This window comes from Arsenicibacter rosenii (assembly GCF_001870735.1).
In the GTDB taxonomy this organism is placed as follows: domain Bacteria; phylum Bacteroidota; class Bacteroidia; order Cytophagales; family Spirosomataceae; genus Arsenicibacter; species Arsenicibacter rosenii.
This window is the reverse complement of record NZ_MORL01000026.1, coordinates 25,025-39,864: the sequence shown is the minus strand read 5'-3', so window position 1 is coordinate 39,864 and position 14,840 is coordinate 25,025. Positions and strand designations below refer to the sequence as shown.

Here is a 14,840-nt window from a genome sequence, read left to right as displayed (position 1 = left end):
TTGGGATTTAAATAAAACGAAATATGAGTAAAAGAATTGATTTAAGTGACTGGCTTATCCATTTTGTCCATAGAAAGAATCCCGACAATGTACCATTGGACTATACTTATGATGAAGAATATGATTTAGTTGAGGAAGAAGATGCCACTTTTCCAGATTCATTTGATTCAAATGGGAAAGAAATTTACAAGACGATACAATATGAAGAAGATTATTTTGAGTTGAGTCCAGATGAACACGCATTTACAATCCTAAAAAAAATCTTAACAAATGGCTATGTAAAAACAGGTTGGTCGCATAGAAAATCAACTTATGGACAACTTAAACCAACTATTTATGGACCATATTCAGCTTCATGTTTCACAGAAATGCCTCTTTATGGATTAATAGAATATGCGAAAAAGAGAAATTCTGAGAATAATGTGCAAACTTATGGTGTCGCATTTTTAAAAAATGAAATGTTTACATACGGTGCAAGACCTGTAATTTATGGGCTCTCAAACATTCATTCTGAGGCAAATAATTCCACAGACCCTTACTTTGATAAAGGATTGAGATGCTTATCCCATAGCTGTGGACTTGGTTTGCAAGAACAATATAGATATGTGGCAACAAATTTAGCTCAAACAAATAAAATTGATTGGACTCACGAAAGAGAATGGAGATGGGCAGACACAAATAATAAATATGAAACGCCTGGCTTACCATTTTATTTAAAGGACAATGCAACCAATTTTAGTAGAATTATTGTATTTGTTTCAAAAGATGAAGAAGCAGAAGACTTAATAAATTTCTTGAAAACTTTACATCACGCAACTTGTGACCCTTTTGGTAGAGAATATAATTTAAAAGCTATTGAAAATACTTTTGTATTAAGTTTAGAATCTATTAATAAATTAGGACTAAATACCTCAAACATAAGAATAGATGATTTACCATTCAAATCTTTACCAGCAATAAAGCAAAAAATTGAAGTAAGTGCTAAAATATTAAAATTTGTAAAAGATGTATGGGAAGAAGCCTGCATTAAAGCATTTGAAGAATCTGAAAGAATTTATAAAAGTGGTAAATATTCAGGAATGTCCGCATTTGTTAATGTGTCAACTTATACCTCGCACTCTGAAATTACACAAGCTTTAATTGATTTAGGAATTGCAAAAGGATATGCCGACAAGTATTATTTATATGGTTTGAGAACAATTGAAAGTATGAATTCTGTCGAAGTTGAGATTGCAGGAGCAAAAGTAGCAGCAGAGTATCTAACCCAAAAATTAAATCAGAACTTTCATTACGAATATCGCTGGGATTAAATCGGGTGAACAAAACGGCATCTGCCAACATGGGTTTGTGTCAAGTGGGGGCGGACGGAAGTGATTGAGCATTTGTAATTTTATTGTACTTTTGTTTCGGCAGACGGAAACCTATTGAACTTCTGTAAGTAATTGAACAGTAGTAATTTATACTGGAGGTCGTTTGAGCAGACGAGTTTCAAATGCCCCACCTGCCACAAGCCCTGTTCGTTACCTGCTATTTTAAACGACCCTACTGATGATAGAACGTAGACAATTTAAAGAAACTTCAATATTCTTGGTATTTCAAAATCTCATTGAAATGGAGCTTAAAGAAGTCGAAGATTATATAAATGAAATTTCATGTGAATTAAGGCAAAAACAAAAAAAGCTTGAAAAAGATTATGAGAATGCTAATAAGAAAGTTGAAGAAGATGCAGAGTATGATGTTAATTCATTCTTTGAAGATGACATTCATAAATATTTCAAAGTATTTCCCATTTACACCTATAATCCTTTATTGCTAACTCTTTATGGACAGTTTGAGAATTGGTTAAAAAAACTTTGTGATCTTGACAGCCGTAAAGGATTTTCAAAGGTGAGAGTAAAAGATTTAGCAGGGAATAATTATATTGAAAAAAGTAGACGATATTTAGAAATTGTTGCAGAAATTAATTTAGACGATACGAAATTAGAATGGCAAAAGATTACTCAAATACAGAAATTAAGAAATTGTATCGCTCACAATGATTCTAACATTATAAAGGATAAATCTATTCCGATTGAGAAACAGGAACTTTACAAAAATATACTAAATGACAACAGACTTGAGTTTGATAAAATCAAAGGCGATTTTTATATAAAAGAACCTGAATTTCTTTTTGACACAATTGGATTAATAAGAAAATATCTTGCAGCAGTCATTGACAAAATAAAATCCCGAAATGTTGTTGCAAAAAATATGTCAATGCCATTTGACAATGCAAATTGGGGACAAGAGAAGACTGAGAATCTTTTAAAGCAAATAATATCAGCCTTAAACCAGCTTGACGAAAATGAGGCACGAACTGATGAATATAAAGACAGCGATTTAAAAGGTAATTTGAGAGGCATTTTTGAAAGCATGGCCTTTAATGTAACAAAATTGTATTCTTTTTTTACAAATGGAAAATGGGAAACAATAGACCAAAAATATATTATTGAAGAGCGTGAAAAAGGACTTGAAAAAATCAAAAAACTTTATGATATCAAGTAACAAAATAGCATGCAACAAGGGTTGCAAAAATGGGGGCAGAAGTACTGAGTTGAGCATTTGGAATTCTATTGTACATTTGTGCTAAATTGAATATTTTTACTTCTAATTTTCCCGTTATCACTCACATATCGCGTGTGAGCAATATATAGGAGGGCCTCCAGCCCGAAAGCTGTCTTGTCGCAAAACAATTTACGGGGGGGGGCTATACGCATTAACCCCGCTCTCGCTCGCGTTTCGCGAGTGAGAAATATCGAGAAGGGCCTCTGGCCCAAAAATCGGCTTATCACAAGACAATCTATGGGCGGGACGTCCTTCTCGATAAAAAATACTCGCGGAACGCGAGCGATAACGGGAAAAGGTAAAATTGAAACTTAAGGAATGTCGAAACTTTTAGAGAGAATAAATACACTTGCAGAAGAGTTAGAAAAATTCCCACTCGGCAAATGCTCGCCAAGTGATGACCCTGATATGCAGACCGCTTATTTATACTCCTATAAAGATTTGGCAAAAAGGTTTGTAGCATCTTTGAAAAGATTAGATGATTTAAGGCTTATTAGAATGTTAGAGTCAATTGATTTAAATCCTGAATATATAACTGAAGCATATGACCTAAAAGCAGATTTGCAAACCGTTATCGACTACATAAACGATGTAGATAATTTAAGAGAGCGTGTTTCTATATCATCTAAAGAAGTGAAAAAAATATTAGAAGTGATAATAGATAATTTAGCACAAGAATCTGCAAATAACTTGCCTACAATTTGTACAGGTTATGGTCTTGAAGAGGGTACAACAGAAGAAGCTTTTAGAAGTAAGCGAAACTATATTTATAAACGAATATCTTATTTGGACAATTTGCAAATTCTTGAAATAGGCAGGAAAATGATAGGAAAATACCCAGAGAGTAAATTAGATAATCTTGTTTTGCAATACTTCGATTTAGATAAATTAGAAGTAATTTCAGAATTTGAGAATATTAAAGATTTTATTTTGAGAGAGATAAATAAGGCAAAATACACTATTTGGATTGCTGTTGCTTGGTTTACCGACAGGGATCTAGCGAATCTATTATACAAAAAAGTAAAGGAAGGACTGAATGTTCAAATTATATTGAATGATGATGAAATTAATTCCGTATTAAAGGAAAAACTGAAAAGTCACTTTGAAGTGTTTTTGGCTCCAGTGAATGATAAATTTAGTAAATTAATGCACAACAAGTTTTGTGTAATTGACTTAGAGAAAATTATTCATGGCTCATATAACTGGACAAATAAAGCTCAATATAATAATGAAACTATTTCAATTATTGAAAACCGACTTGAAGCTAAAAAATTTGCAAATCAATTTTTGAAAATAAAAACTGAAATAGTAAAAGGGAAATAATTTAATTCTTTCGATAGCTATGATAAAGTCAAGGGTTTAAGTGCAATTTTTTAAGCCTTGGGCATGGCGGTCATTTGGTCGGGCTTACCCTGCCGGATAACCGCCACCAACTGATGTAATAGCTTGTTACGGACGTTGTTAATGACCAGCATTTTGGCTTTACCTTCAGCCACTTTGCGCTGATAATAGGCTTTGAGGGGTTCATTAAAGCGAATGGCGTTCAGGGCCGCCATATGCAGCAGGGCTTTCAGCTTGAGGTGAGCAAATTGCGAGGTATGAGTTCCCTTCTGTACGCTACTGCCGCTTTGGTGGCGATAGGGCGCTACGCCTACCAGAGCAGCAATGCGTCGGGCCGAAAACTCCGCATCGAAATTGCGGGTGTAGACCATCAGCCACAGGACGGTGTATTGCCCTAAGCCTTTGATGGATTGGGCCAGTTGAGCCTGCTGCCAAAGGTGATGGTGGCGGTTGACCCAGAGCCGGATCTGCTCCTGAATGAGCTTCAGGCTCTCCAGCAGGCCGGCCTGAGCCTGTTGCTGAGCCGTGCTGAGCAGATTGGCCGAAGTGGGTGCGAGTTGAAGCAGTTCCTGATAAGCAGTTTTCAACTGATTGAGAGCCAGCAGGTGCCGGTTACGGGCTGTCAGCAGGTCCTGAAGCGTTTCCAGGGCCGGATCATAGCTTTTCAGACAACGGGCCTGTGTGGCAAAGTGATGGGCATAGCGGGCGATCCGATAGCTGTCGGCCTTGTCTGTTTTACCTCGCTGCAGGCCCATCGACTGATTGATCTGTAGGGGGTGTTCCAGCCAGACATGGGCTTGCTGGTCGACCAGATAGTGCATCAGATTGCGGCTGTAGAGGCCGGTATGCTCCATACAATAGAGCACCGACCGCAACGAGGATTGGGGCAGGTGTTGGCTGACCCATTGGGAGAGGCCAATCATGCCCTGAGGCGAGTTAGCGAACTGCTGATACGCAATTTTGTGGGCCTGTTGGTCGATGAGGGTGGCATCCAGCGTCGCTTTACTGACATCAATGCCAACAAAGAATTGGTAAGTGGGCTTGTCGGTAGTCATCAGAGTAAGTAAGTTTAACATGGAGAAACCGGATACCTAAGCAAGCTGAGTGGACGCTAAAACCCTGATAATAGGTCTGCCCCTATGGGGTACCTCAATAGCTATATGGCGATTGGCTCAGTGAAGAAAGCAGGGGGCCTGAATCGAAGAATAGGTGTTTGCCTGATCTCACTCATAGGTCGGCCCCTGCTTTCGCTTAGGATGCATCCATATTGCACAAGATACCGTTCTTCCTGGTTTTGTACAACAATGCAAAACTAAGGGCTCTCGCTCGTCTGTGGCGAGTGAGTAATATCGAAAAGGGCCTCCGGCCCGAAAGCTGGCCTGTCACAAAACAATTTACGGGTGGGAGCAGTCCGCCGCCGCAGTCCTTTTACTAAAAATCACTCTTTAGGAACCGAAAAATAAAGGGTTTTATGCAGATATTAAATAATGTATACTATCAAATATGACTAAATGAAATCGATAATAATAACCACACTGACCATCTTTATTGCACTGACTTCGGTTTTTGGACAGGATCGAAAAGACAGTTTACTGGTTTTTGTTGGCAAAAAAATTGAGGTTACGTATTCACCGGAGGAAAAGAAACCCCCTCGGGTAGTGACATGGATAACAGGCAATGATACCAGTTACGTTAAGGATTTTTCCATAAGTATGGACAGCCGCTATGTAGCAAAGTATAAAATACTGCAGATGGTTCACGGATCATATAAGGCCGATACAATAGTGTTTTTTGTTTTTGACCATTATGGAACACCGGCGTTCTCCCGATATCAAACTGTTTTATTATTCGTCTCAACATACAACGGGGCATTATACCATGAAAAATATCAGTTCTACAGTTTGTACAGGACTAAAAACGGTAAGTGGGCAAGTCCGTATTCATCCGTAGGCTATAATCACCCTTTTACCGATAGTATTACCGTAAAACCGGAACGGATTCTATTTAAAAAGAAGGTATCATATCCCGTCGATAACTTAACAAGCGAAGACAGAAAAAGACTGTATCCGGAACCCTATTATAAAATAAAAAACGGGCGTGCAACAGCTATATACGGTAACTATGTTGATGATCTGTTTACCCTCAAGCAACAAACAGTCTTGAAGGCAAGAGGAATCTATTAAAAAAAACAGCTAACAGGCGTTAGGCATACATGAGGCTGTTAGCATCCGCGTTCAAAAAACTTCCAACCTGAAAGCAGGCTTGTCGCAAAACAATCTACGGGGGGGGGGCTACACGCATTAACTCCATGCTTCAGCCTGGAGAATAGGGGGTAAGTCCTCCTAAAACCGGCCGGATCATGATACTGCAGCAGGAACATGGCACGTCGGGGCCTTGCCTATAGTCGGACCAGGCCAATAGCCGAAGCTTACTGCGATGCCTCAACCTGACGTTTGGGGTTGTGAAAAAAGGGAATAAAACGTAACATGAAAGGTCAAGGTTTACTGGCCTGAATGCCTCCACACTTGCCCATTACTCCTATTCTCTTACCTTTACTACTCATGAAACCCTTCCACGAAACACAACGCATGACCCAATGGTGGCTGTGGCTGATGCTGAGCGGCGTGGCCGGTATCTGGGTCTGGGGCATTGTGCAGCAGATCGGGCTGGGCGAACCGTTCGGCGATAAACCGATGTCGGATGCGGGGTTGCTCCTTTCTGCTTTACTGCCCCTTGGCCTGCTCGGGTTCTTCCGCCTGCTGACGCTCAGAACCACGGTCGATGAACGTGGCATCCGGATCAGCTACCGGCCGCTCTGGCGCACCCAACTCCGGTGGGACGAGATTCAGGATGTACGGCTCGAAACCTACAGCCGCTTCATCGGCTACGGCATCCGGTTTACCGGCACCTACGGCACCGTCTACAATGCCAAAGGCAATCAGGGGCTGCTGATCCGGAAGAAAAACGGCAGCCGCCTGATGATCGGCACCCAACAGCCCGATGCCCTGCTGCTGGCCGTGCGGACGTATCTGGACGCCCGTTAAAGCTCCTCTACCTTGACGTAAAAGCGGGTGGTATCCACCGCAAAATCATCTTCGGCCATCTGCGGGAGGGTCATTGTCTGCCATGCCGTCGTGGGCCGGATCAGTCCGTAATGCCCCGGCCGTCGGGTGACCGACACCGGCATGCGGAACCCCGGCACGTCGGCGGCCCACCGGTAGCGTACAACCAGCGCGTCGGCCTGTTCCTGCAATTGAAGCTGGAGCCGTGGCAGGCCGACATGGTGCAGGTACTGGTCAAAGAACCAGCTGTAATCGGTGCGGGTCACGGTATTGATATACCGGACCAGGTCCTGCGTACGGATCGTCTGCTGGCGGAAATGCTGCTGAATGCCGGTCAGCAGGCGCGCCCACAGGCTGTCGTTGGCCAGGGCGTGCCGGAACGTATACAGCATCAGGCTCCCTTTGGTATACATGTCGCCGATGTCGTAATGGATGTGGTTCACGTCGGGCACACCCGCTACCGGCTCCTTGCCGATCACCTGCGGCGGGAGCGAGGCGATATAGGCGAGCTCCGCATCGTTGCCGAGGATTGTTTCGAGGCAATATCCTTCTGAATAGGTCGCAAAGGCTTCGTGTATCCACATATCGGCCAGATCGCTGCAACTCACGTTGTTGCCCCACCATTCGTGCGAGGCTTCGTGCCAGACCAGCTGCCGGATGCGCAGGGAGTCGGTGGCCGACAGGCTGTCGGCGCGACCGGCGGGAAGCGGCCCGAACGAAACGGCACTCTGGTGCTCCATCGCGTGGAGCGATTCCATCAGCGTAAAGCCGTCGCGCGGGAAGGGGTAGGGGCCGTAGTGTTTCTCCAGGGTGGCCAGCATTTGTTTTGTCCCGTCAAACACCCAGGCAAACGGTTGGCGGTTGTAGGGCATGGCGTAGTAATCGAGCGTCAGGGTGTCGCCGCTGACGTAGTAATCCCGCCAGTGGGCATATTTTCCGATGTTGAGCGTGACGTTGTAGTTGTTGATCGGGTAGCTGACATACCAGTCGTATTCGGTCCGGTTGCCGGGCAGGTTGGTTGTGCCGCGCAGTCGCCCGTTGGAGATATTGATCAGTCCCGCCGGCACCGTTGCCCGAATCCGCATGCTGTCGGGTTTGTCGGACAGGTGGTCTTTGTTGGGCCACCACAAACTGGCCCCCGACCCCTGACAAACGACCTGTACCCACGGATTGCCGTCGCGGTCCTGCTGCCACAGAAAACCGCCGACCATTGGCTGAGTGCGGTCGGCCTCCTGCGGCGTTCCCGAATAGTCCACCTCAATTTCTTGCTGACTGCCGGGCGGCAGGGTTTCCGGAAAGCTGATAAATACGGCGTTATGCTCACGGGTATACGCCAGCGGCCGGCCCTTGTACGTAATCTGCCCGATGGCCATGTTGGCGTACAGATCGAGCTGGAGTTTATCGATTGGCGTCAGCACCCTGAACCGGATGCGGTTGCGCCCCGCAATTGACTTCGTCGCAATATCTACGCTGACCGCCAGATCATAGAACAACACATCGTAGCTGCTCCGCAGGGGTGTCAGCTTGCCCCGCAGCGTATCGGCCCGTCCGAATCCGTTCTGTCGGTTGCCTAAGCGTTGTCTAGGGGCGGCGGGTGCCGGTGAGGCGGCCGGTGTCGCCGGTTGGGGGGGCGGGAGAGTGTCGGCCGAAAGCGCCTGCTGGATGTTGTACTGCTCCCAGAACGCCGGATCGTTCTGATCGCCGACAATCCAGCTCATCGGGTTGCGGGTTCCGGTAATGTCGCCTTCCGCAAACGGCTCAATCCCCTTCGGCCCGACATCCGTAACGGTAAAGCTGGTGGCGACCTGCCATTTTTTGTCGGTCAGGTTGCGTTGCTTGCTGTTAATCAGGGCTTCATACCGGCGTTCGACATTGCCCAGATACCAGCGCCCGTCGGCCGGGTTTTGCCGGTAGGTGGTCATTTCGCTGAAACCGGACATCGTGAATTGCAGGTGGGTCATCATCGACGCCATCTTTTTCATCAGCCAGTTGTCGTTATTCTCGTGATCCAGCCCCTGATCGGTCAGCCGCAGGTCGCTCCGGACAAACGCCAGGGTTTCGGCGTCGATATAGACCTTGCCGGTCACGTAGCCCTTGCGTCGTTTGGGATTGGGTTTAATGTCGATGACGTACAGCATCCGGTCGCCGGTCAGCACCTGAACCGAGAACAGGTAGTATTTATAATTCCGCTCGTTGAAGGTGTTCCGCTTGTCGTGAATGAGCTTCACAAAATCGCCGTACAGCGAGCTGCGGGCCCCGTTGCTGAGGTTGATAAAGTCCGGCATGTTGTGGGCTTTCGGGTCAATGTTCCGTTTGCGTCCTTTAATGAGCCGGAGCTGATCCTTGCCCGCCGGCTGGTTGTTGGCCGATTTATAAACCGACAACACCGCTTCGTTATACCGCGCCGGGCGATTGTCGAACCGCGTGTCTTCGCGGTAAAAGGCCGTAAGCGCCACGGCCGTGGTGTCGTAGTTGCGGGGGATGGCGGCAACGGCCTCGCGCAGGATGTCGGCCGCACTTTTCCGCTGCGCTTTCACCTGCACTTCCTGCAAGGCAATCGTGGCGAGTTTCAGCCGGATCGTAACGGGCGACTTGCCGATGCGGTCGGGCGGCAGGGTCTGCGAGACATACCCGACCGACGAAACGACCAGCTCACCGGCACCCTGACCGGCCGGAAGTTTAAGGATAAAAGCCCCCTTTTCGTTGGAGACCGTGCCGAGGTTTTTGCCTTTTACCAGCAGGCTGGCAAACGGGATGGGCTCACCCCGGTCGTCGCTCAGGACAATGCCCGAAAACGTGGTGATACCGGTTTGGGCGCGGAGGCCGGTAGCATAGAAGGTGGCCCATAAGCAAAGCCACAGAGAACAGATCAGGCGTAGACGCATGGCGGTCATTAGCGTTGTTTTTTGCCAAAACACGCCCAAAATCGGGTGGCAGGCTACTCAAATCCGGATTTGAGCGCTCTTAAATCCGGATTTGCCCTGTTTTCAGGCGGTTTGCTGCTGTAGATAGGCGCCGGGGGTAGCGCCGGTTAGCTGTTTAAACGTCCGCTGAAAGGTGGCCTGCGAGTTGAACCCGCATTCGAAAGCAAGGCCGGTCAGTGTTAAGTGGCTGTGGGCGGGATCGGTCAGTTTGTGCTTGAACGCGTCGATGCGGTATTCGTTCACGAACTGGTTGAAGCTTTTGCCCAGGTGCTGGTTCAGGACGGCCGAAATGGTTTTGGCAGGCAACTGTACGTGGCGGCTGACTTTATCCAGGGTTAGTTCGGGGTCCAGAAACAGCTGGTCGGTGTACATTGCCCGGGACAGGCATTCGGCAACCTCGTTGGCCTGTGCTTCGGGCAAGGGTTTGGCGGTTACCTTTGGCGGGGTGGCTACGACCGGTGCTTCGGCGGGCTGGCTACGGGTATGCAGGTATCCGCGCAGGCCCAGCCAGTAAATCATGACGGCAATCGGAATGTAGAGCGGATACCAGCCCCACGCATCAAGCAGGGCGTTACGTGTGGCGGGTATGATGTACGGAATCAGGTGCATGAGCCACAGGCCCTGAAACGCCAGAAACGCAAGCATAAACTGACGCAGCCAGCGGACATGGGCCTGCTGCTGCTGTGGGTGGTTGCGGGCATACTGCTGTAGCCACCGATAGGTCAGAATGACATAGGTCGTTACCGACAGCCAGCGCGGAATGTCAGCATAGACGTTGTATTCGTCCATGAACCACGCGACGGCCTCGCGGTGGCTATAGTCGATCACCCCAAGCAGGGCGCCAAGGATAAATCCCCAACCCGCGAGTTTACTGCCGCAGTCGATAATTACGGGCCAGAAATGCCGCTTTTCCCGTTGGCTCAGCCGGAAATCAGGGTCTAAAAGCGAGCGGGTATAGAACCAGATCAGCGGACCCATCGGCATGATCACAATCAGAGGCAGCAAATCGAGCATCAGGCTGACCCAACTGTTCGTAACCGGAATGCCCACCGCCAGACAGGCTAGCCCCAGCAAGCCTACCACTGTCCCCAGCAACCGGTTTGCCAGCCGGTTTCCCGACCGGCTGCTCCACAGCAGCGTAGCCAGAATAAACCCTTGCAGCGTTCCGAAAAGCAGAAGGAGGTCAGGAAAAGAAATGTTCATAACGACAGTGCTTGTGAATGAATAAGGTAAACGGAATAACGGAGAATGTCAATCAGGTTACCCGTGTGGCAGAAAAATTCTGCCAAAAGTTTGTGCAACCGAATAGTTGCCTATATATTTGCAATCAAATGGTTGCATAAGGCAATTGTATGAGAAGAGATGTTTTTCAGGCCATAGCCGATCCGACGCGCCGGGCCATTATTGCGCTGATTGCGCTACAGGCGATGACGCCCAATGCCATTGCCGAACATTTTGATACGACCCGGCAGGCGGTGTCGAAACATTTGCAGATTCTGACCGAATGCGATCTGGTCAGGTCGCAGCAGCAGGGGCGGGAAATTTACTATCACCTTGAGGTGGAAAAACTAAAGGAAGTAGATCAGTGGCTGGCGCAGTACCGGAGCATCTGGGAAACGCGGTTCAGCCAGCTCGATGATGTATTAGCAACCCTTAAACAAAATACAAAATGAACACAAACCTGCTTTTCGACTTTGTCGTCGACAAGGAAAACAACGCCATGTATGTAACCCGCTCGTTTGCGGCCGGCCGCGATCTGGTGTGGCAGGCCTGGACCACCGCCGAACTGCTCGAACGTTGGTGGGCACCGAAACCGTATCGCGCCGAAACCAAATCCATGAGCTTCACGGAAGGCGGGCACTGGCTGTATGCCATGGTGTCGCCGCAGAACGAGAAGCACTGGGGCATGGTGTCGTATCAGGAGATTGAGCCGCAGCAACGCTTCAGCGCCCTGAACGGGTTCAGCGACGAAGAGGGTAACCTGAATCCCGACTTCTCGCGCTCCCACTGGACCAATGTTTTCACAGAAGAAGACGGCACGACAACCGTTTCGATCACGATCCGTTACGAAAGCCAACAGGCAATGGAAACCATCCTGCAAATGGGCTTTAAGGGAGGCTTTACGATGGGCCTGAGCAATCTGGACGAGTTGCTGCAGGAGCTTAACTGAGCGAATTAGTGAATGAGCGATTGAGTGAACAAGTCTCTGAAATACAATAGTTTGTTTTCTGGCGGGATCTGATTCTGCCTGATTGCTTTCTTAGTATTTGTAATACCTGCATCCGAAAAAGGCCGGTACTGCACCGGCCTTTTTTCGGATAGTTTAAAACTCACCTTCACCCACGTCTTTGGCCTTTTTCTTGGCCTGGCGCAGGCGGTAGTTAAACGTCAGGTTGATCTGCCGCAGACGACCCTGGGAGCTGCCGTAGGTATAGAAATTATCCCCCTCCGTGATCGACCGGAACCGGCGGGAGTTAAACACGTCGATGACGTTGAGCGTCAGCGTGGCGTTGTTGTTCAGAATGTCTTTACTGATCGCCAGGTCGAGCGTGGCAATGGACTTCCGGCGGCCCTGCGGCGTTTTCTGCGGGGCTTCGTAGTTGCCGCGCAGCTGTAGGTCGGTGTTTTTCCAGAACGTAAACCGTGTGGTGGCACGGGTAAACCAGCTGTAGGTATCGCTCTGGTAGCTCACGTCGAGGTTGCTGCCGTTGGTGATGGCGCGGAAAAAATTCATGCTACCGTCGATTTTCCACCATTTGTAGGGGGTATACGAAGCGGTAAACTCGGCCCCGTACGAATTTTCGGTGGCCAGGTTTTCGGGGCGGGTTGTCGAGTTGCCCAACTCATCTACCCGCCGGATCCGGATGATTTTGCCGTTGGTATGCCGGTAATACAGCGACGAGCTGACCGAGCCTTTTTCAACGTACTTAATGTGGCCGATTTCAAACGCGTTGGTAAATTCCGGGTTCAGGTCGGGGTTGCCGCTCCAGAAATTCCGGGCATCGCTGAAGGTCATAAACGGGCTCAGATCATTGTATTGCGGCCGCCGTACCCGACGGCTGTAACTCACCTGCAACGCATGCTGACGGGGCAGGTCATACGTCGCGTGAACGCTCGGAAACAGGTTGGCGTAATTTCGTGGATTCACCTCATTCGTCTGCTTCAGGGTGGTGGTTACGCCCGTCCACTCGGCCCGTAAACCCGCCTGATAGGAGAGCTTGCCGCTTTTATTGCCCACAATCCCATAGAGCGCATTGATCCGTTCTTCATACAAAAAATCGTTGGTCAGGCCCGGCAACGGAAACCAGCTCCCGTCGGCGCGTTGCTGCGTTACGGTATAATCGTTGGTCATGTTGCGGGTGCTGCTGCGGAGACCGGCCTCGAATTTACCTTTTACCGCAAACGGCTGCACATAATCTACCTGCACCAGAAACTGCTTTTCGGTCTCGTCGTTGAGCGAGCGCTGCAACTGACTGGAAATCGGTTTGTTGGTGGGCGAATAGATTTGCTGACCGAAATACTGATCGGAGCTTTCCCAGTTATCGAGGTAACGAACATCGGCGGTCAGCTCGTGGCCCTCGCGGGTAAACGACCGTTTGTAGGTGATGGCATATTCCGAGTTGGGTTCCGTTTCGGTTTCGTCCTGGGTCCGGTTGGTGATGGTTTGCAGGTTGTTCAGGCTATTGATGTAATCGAGGTAGCGCAGGTCGGTGTAGCGTTTGCCCTTGCTGATCCGCCACGTATAGGCGCCGGTCAGTACGTTTTTCGGGTTGAAAAAATAATCGATCCCGGCGCGGGCGCTGTTGTTCATGCCTTTGAGCTTGCTGGTCGAGGTTTGCTGGTAAATCCGGGTCGTGTCGCCGTCATACACTTCCTGATACAGCGAACCACGGCCGGGCGTATTGCGGAACGACGCGGTGTAGTTGACGAAGAAATTCAGGTTTTTCCGGCGGTAGTTCACGTTGGCAGCGGCCCCGTAGTTGGTCGGATAGCCCGTAATGATGTCGAACGAGCCGTTGAAGCCCTGCTTCTGCTCTTTTTTCAGGATGATGTTGATGATCCCGCCCATGCCCTCGGCTTCGTAGCGGGCCGACGGGTTGGTGATGATTTCGATGCGTTCGATGGCGCTGCCCTGCAACTGCTGCAACCCGCTGCCGCCCTTAATGCTGACGAGCCCCGAGGGTTTGCCGTCGATCAGAATCCGGACGCTGTTGCTGCCCCGCAGACTGACATTCCCCTCCACATCGACCGCCACCGACGGGACATTGCTCAGAATATCGACCGCCGTGCCGCCCGCGTTGGCAAGGTCTTTCCCGACGTTGAAAATCTTTTTGTCGAGGGCGAGCTCCATGGTGCTTTTTTCGCCCTGCACCACCACCTCGTCGAGGGTTTTCGACGAACCGGCCAGTTTGAGGTTACCGAAATTATGGGGTGCATTGGCTTTGGTGAGCTGAAAACCGGCGGTTTTGGTGGGTTTGTAGCCGATAAACTCCAGCAGGGCGTAATAGCTCCCGGCGGGGGCATCTATTGAAAAATCGCCGGATTCGGTCGTGATGCCGCCGGTGACAAACGAGCTGTCGGCCTGTTTAAACAGCCGTACGCTGGCAAACCCCAGCGGGGCGTTGGTCTGTGCGTCAACGATTTTGCCTTTTACTTTCAGCTTGCCGCCCTCCTGTGCCTGCGCCGTATGCACAAAAAACGTGAAGAGCAGCAACAGCCAGCCTGAAGCAGAAACCGGTAATCGGAAAGATAGCAAGGTAAAGGATTGTTTCATCAGGGAAGTAAGTACATGCTTTCTTTGAAAAAGGAAGCTTAGCAGTGTTTTACTCTAAATCTGGCACTTGTTTTTGCTCATACAAAGCTGAGCCGCTTACAAAAGCCCGGTCCTGAACTGATTTTTATGTAAACA

11 protein-coding genes are annotated in these 14,840 nt (G+C 48.6%); 7 read left to right on the top strand and 4 right to left on the bottom strand.

The window, feature by feature from the left end; translation table 11 throughout:
- Positions 1–23: 23 nt before the first annotated feature.
- The 3 genes from BLX24_RS25920 to BLX24_RS25910 all read left to right on the top strand — a co-directional run bounded on the left by BLX24_RS25920 (position 24) and on the right by BLX24_RS25910 (position 3,927).
- On the top strand, positions 24–1,310 hold the full coding sequence (locus tag BLX24_RS25920) for a hypothetical protein (RefSeq protein ID WP_071506136.1): 1,287 nt from the start codon (positions 24–26) through the stop codon (positions 1,308–1,310).
- 238 nt (positions 1,311–1,548) lie between these two features.
- Positions 1,549–2,544 (top strand): hypothetical protein, encoded by a 996-nt coding sequence (locus tag BLX24_RS25915; protein WP_071506135.1) that lies wholly within the window; start codon positions 1,549–1,551, stop codon positions 2,542–2,544.
- A gap of 378 nt (positions 2,545–2,922) precedes the next feature.
- Positions 2,923–3,927 (top strand): phospholipase D-like domain-containing protein, encoded by a 1,005-nt coding sequence (locus BLX24_RS25910; protein ID WP_071506134.1) that lies wholly within the window; start codon positions 2,923–2,925, stop codon positions 3,925–3,927.
- Positions 3,928–3,977: 50 nt separating this feature from the next.
- Here BLX24_RS25910 and BLX24_RS25905 read toward each other — a convergent pair whose 3' ends face one another.
- On the bottom strand, positions 3,978–5,000 hold the full coding sequence (locus BLX24_RS25905) for an IS110 family RNA-guided transposase (protein WP_071506133.1): 1,023 nt from the start codon (positions 4,998–5,000) through the stop codon (positions 3,978–3,980).
- A gap of 456 nt (positions 5,001–5,456) precedes the next feature.
- Between BLX24_RS25905 and BLX24_RS25900 the strand changes: the two genes are divergently transcribed.
- Entirely contained in the window at positions 5,457–6,128 is a 672-nt protein-coding gene (locus BLX24_RS25900) for a hypothetical protein (protein WP_071506132.1), read from the top strand.
- A 378-nt stretch (positions 6,129–6,506) separates the two neighbouring features.
- Positions 6,507–6,989 (top strand): hypothetical protein, encoded by a 483-nt coding sequence (locus BLX24_RS25895; protein ID WP_071506131.1) that lies wholly within the window; start codon positions 6,507–6,509, stop codon positions 6,987–6,989.
- On the opposite strand, the gene BLX24_RS31830 is transcribed toward BLX24_RS25895, so the two are convergent.
- Both BLX24_RS31830 and BLX24_RS25885 read right to left on the bottom strand, forming a co-directional pair.
- Positions 6,986–9,892 (bottom strand): M1 family metallopeptidase, encoded by a 2,907-nt coding sequence (locus BLX24_RS31830; protein WP_177225925.1) that lies wholly within the window; start codon positions 9,890–9,892, stop codon positions 6,986–6,988. The genes BLX24_RS25895 and BLX24_RS31830 overlap by 4 nt on opposite strands.
- A gap of 102 nt (positions 9,893–9,994) precedes the next feature.
- Positions 9,995–11,134, bottom strand: a complete 1,140-nt coding sequence (locus BLX24_RS25885; protein WP_071506130.1) for a helix-turn-helix domain-containing protein — start codon at positions 11,132–11,134, stop codon at positions 9,995–9,997.
- A 149-nt stretch (positions 11,135–11,283) separates the two neighbouring features.
- On the opposite strand from BLX24_RS25885, the gene BLX24_RS25880 reads away from it, so the two are divergent.
- Complete coding sequence (locus tag BLX24_RS25880; RefSeq protein ID WP_071506129.1) at positions 11,284–11,604, top strand: ArsR/SmtB family transcription factor; 321 nt, start codon at positions 11,284–11,286, stop codon at positions 11,602–11,604.
- Positions 11,601–12,101 carry an SRPBCC family protein gene (locus BLX24_RS25875; RefSeq protein ID WP_071506128.1) on the top strand — a complete coding sequence of 167 codons (501 nt, stop codon included), beginning with the start codon at positions 11,601–11,603 and terminating at the stop codon, positions 12,099–12,101. Before BLX24_RS25880 ends, BLX24_RS25875 begins: the two co-directional genes overlap by 4 nt.
- Before the next feature lie 153 nt (positions 12,102–12,254).
- Here the strand turns inward: BLX24_RS25875 and BLX24_RS25870 are convergent, their stop codons facing one another.
- Positions 12,255–14,705 (bottom strand): TonB-dependent receptor, encoded by a 2,451-nt coding sequence (locus tag BLX24_RS25870; RefSeq protein WP_071506127.1) that lies wholly within the window; start codon positions 14,703–14,705, stop codon positions 12,255–12,257.
- Between the last annotated feature and the right edge of the window lie 135 nt (positions 14,706–14,840).

Excerpts from the sequence above, each read along its gene's own strand:
- BLX24_RS25870 (WP_071506127.1), bottom strand. The coding sequence starts at position 14,705 with ATGAAACAATCCTTTACCTTGCTATCTTTCCGATTACCGGTTTCTGCT.
- BLX24_RS25915 (WP_071506135.1), top strand. The coding sequence starts at position 1,549 with ATGATAGAACGTAGACAATTTAAAGAAACTTCAATATTCTTGGTATTT.
- BLX24_RS25875 (WP_071506128.1), top strand. The coding sequence starts at position 11,601 with ATGAACACAAACCTGCTTTTCGACTTTGTCGTCGACAAGGAAAACAAC.
- BLX24_RS25880 (WP_071506129.1), top strand. The coding sequence starts at position 11,284 with ATGAGAAGAGATGTTTTTCAGGCCATAGCCGATCCGACGCGCCGGGCC.
- BLX24_RS25895 (WP_071506131.1), top strand. The coding sequence starts at position 6,507 with ATGAAACCCTTCCACGAAACACAACGCATGACCCAATGGTGGCTGTGG.
- BLX24_RS25920 (WP_071506136.1), top strand. The coding sequence starts at position 24 with ATGAGTAAAAGAATTGATTTAAGTGACTGGCTTATCCATTTTGTCCAT.
- BLX24_RS31830 (WP_177225925.1), bottom strand. The coding sequence starts at position 9,892 with ATGCGTCTACGCCTGATCTGTTCTCTGTGGCTTTGCTTATGGGCCACC.
- BLX24_RS25900 (WP_071506132.1), top strand. The coding sequence starts at position 5,457 with ATGAAATCGATAATAATAACCACACTGACCATCTTTATTGCACTGACT.
- BLX24_RS25885 (WP_071506130.1), bottom strand. The coding sequence starts at position 11,134 with ATGAACATTTCTTTTCCTGACCTCCTTCTGCTTTTCGGAACGCTGCAA.
- BLX24_RS25910 (WP_071506134.1), top strand. The coding sequence starts at position 2,923 with ATGTCGAAACTTTTAGAGAGAATAAATACACTTGCAGAAGAGTTAGAA.
- BLX24_RS25905 (WP_071506133.1), bottom strand. The coding sequence starts at position 5,000 with ATGACTACCGACAAGCCCACTTACCAATTCTTTGTTGGCATTGATGTC.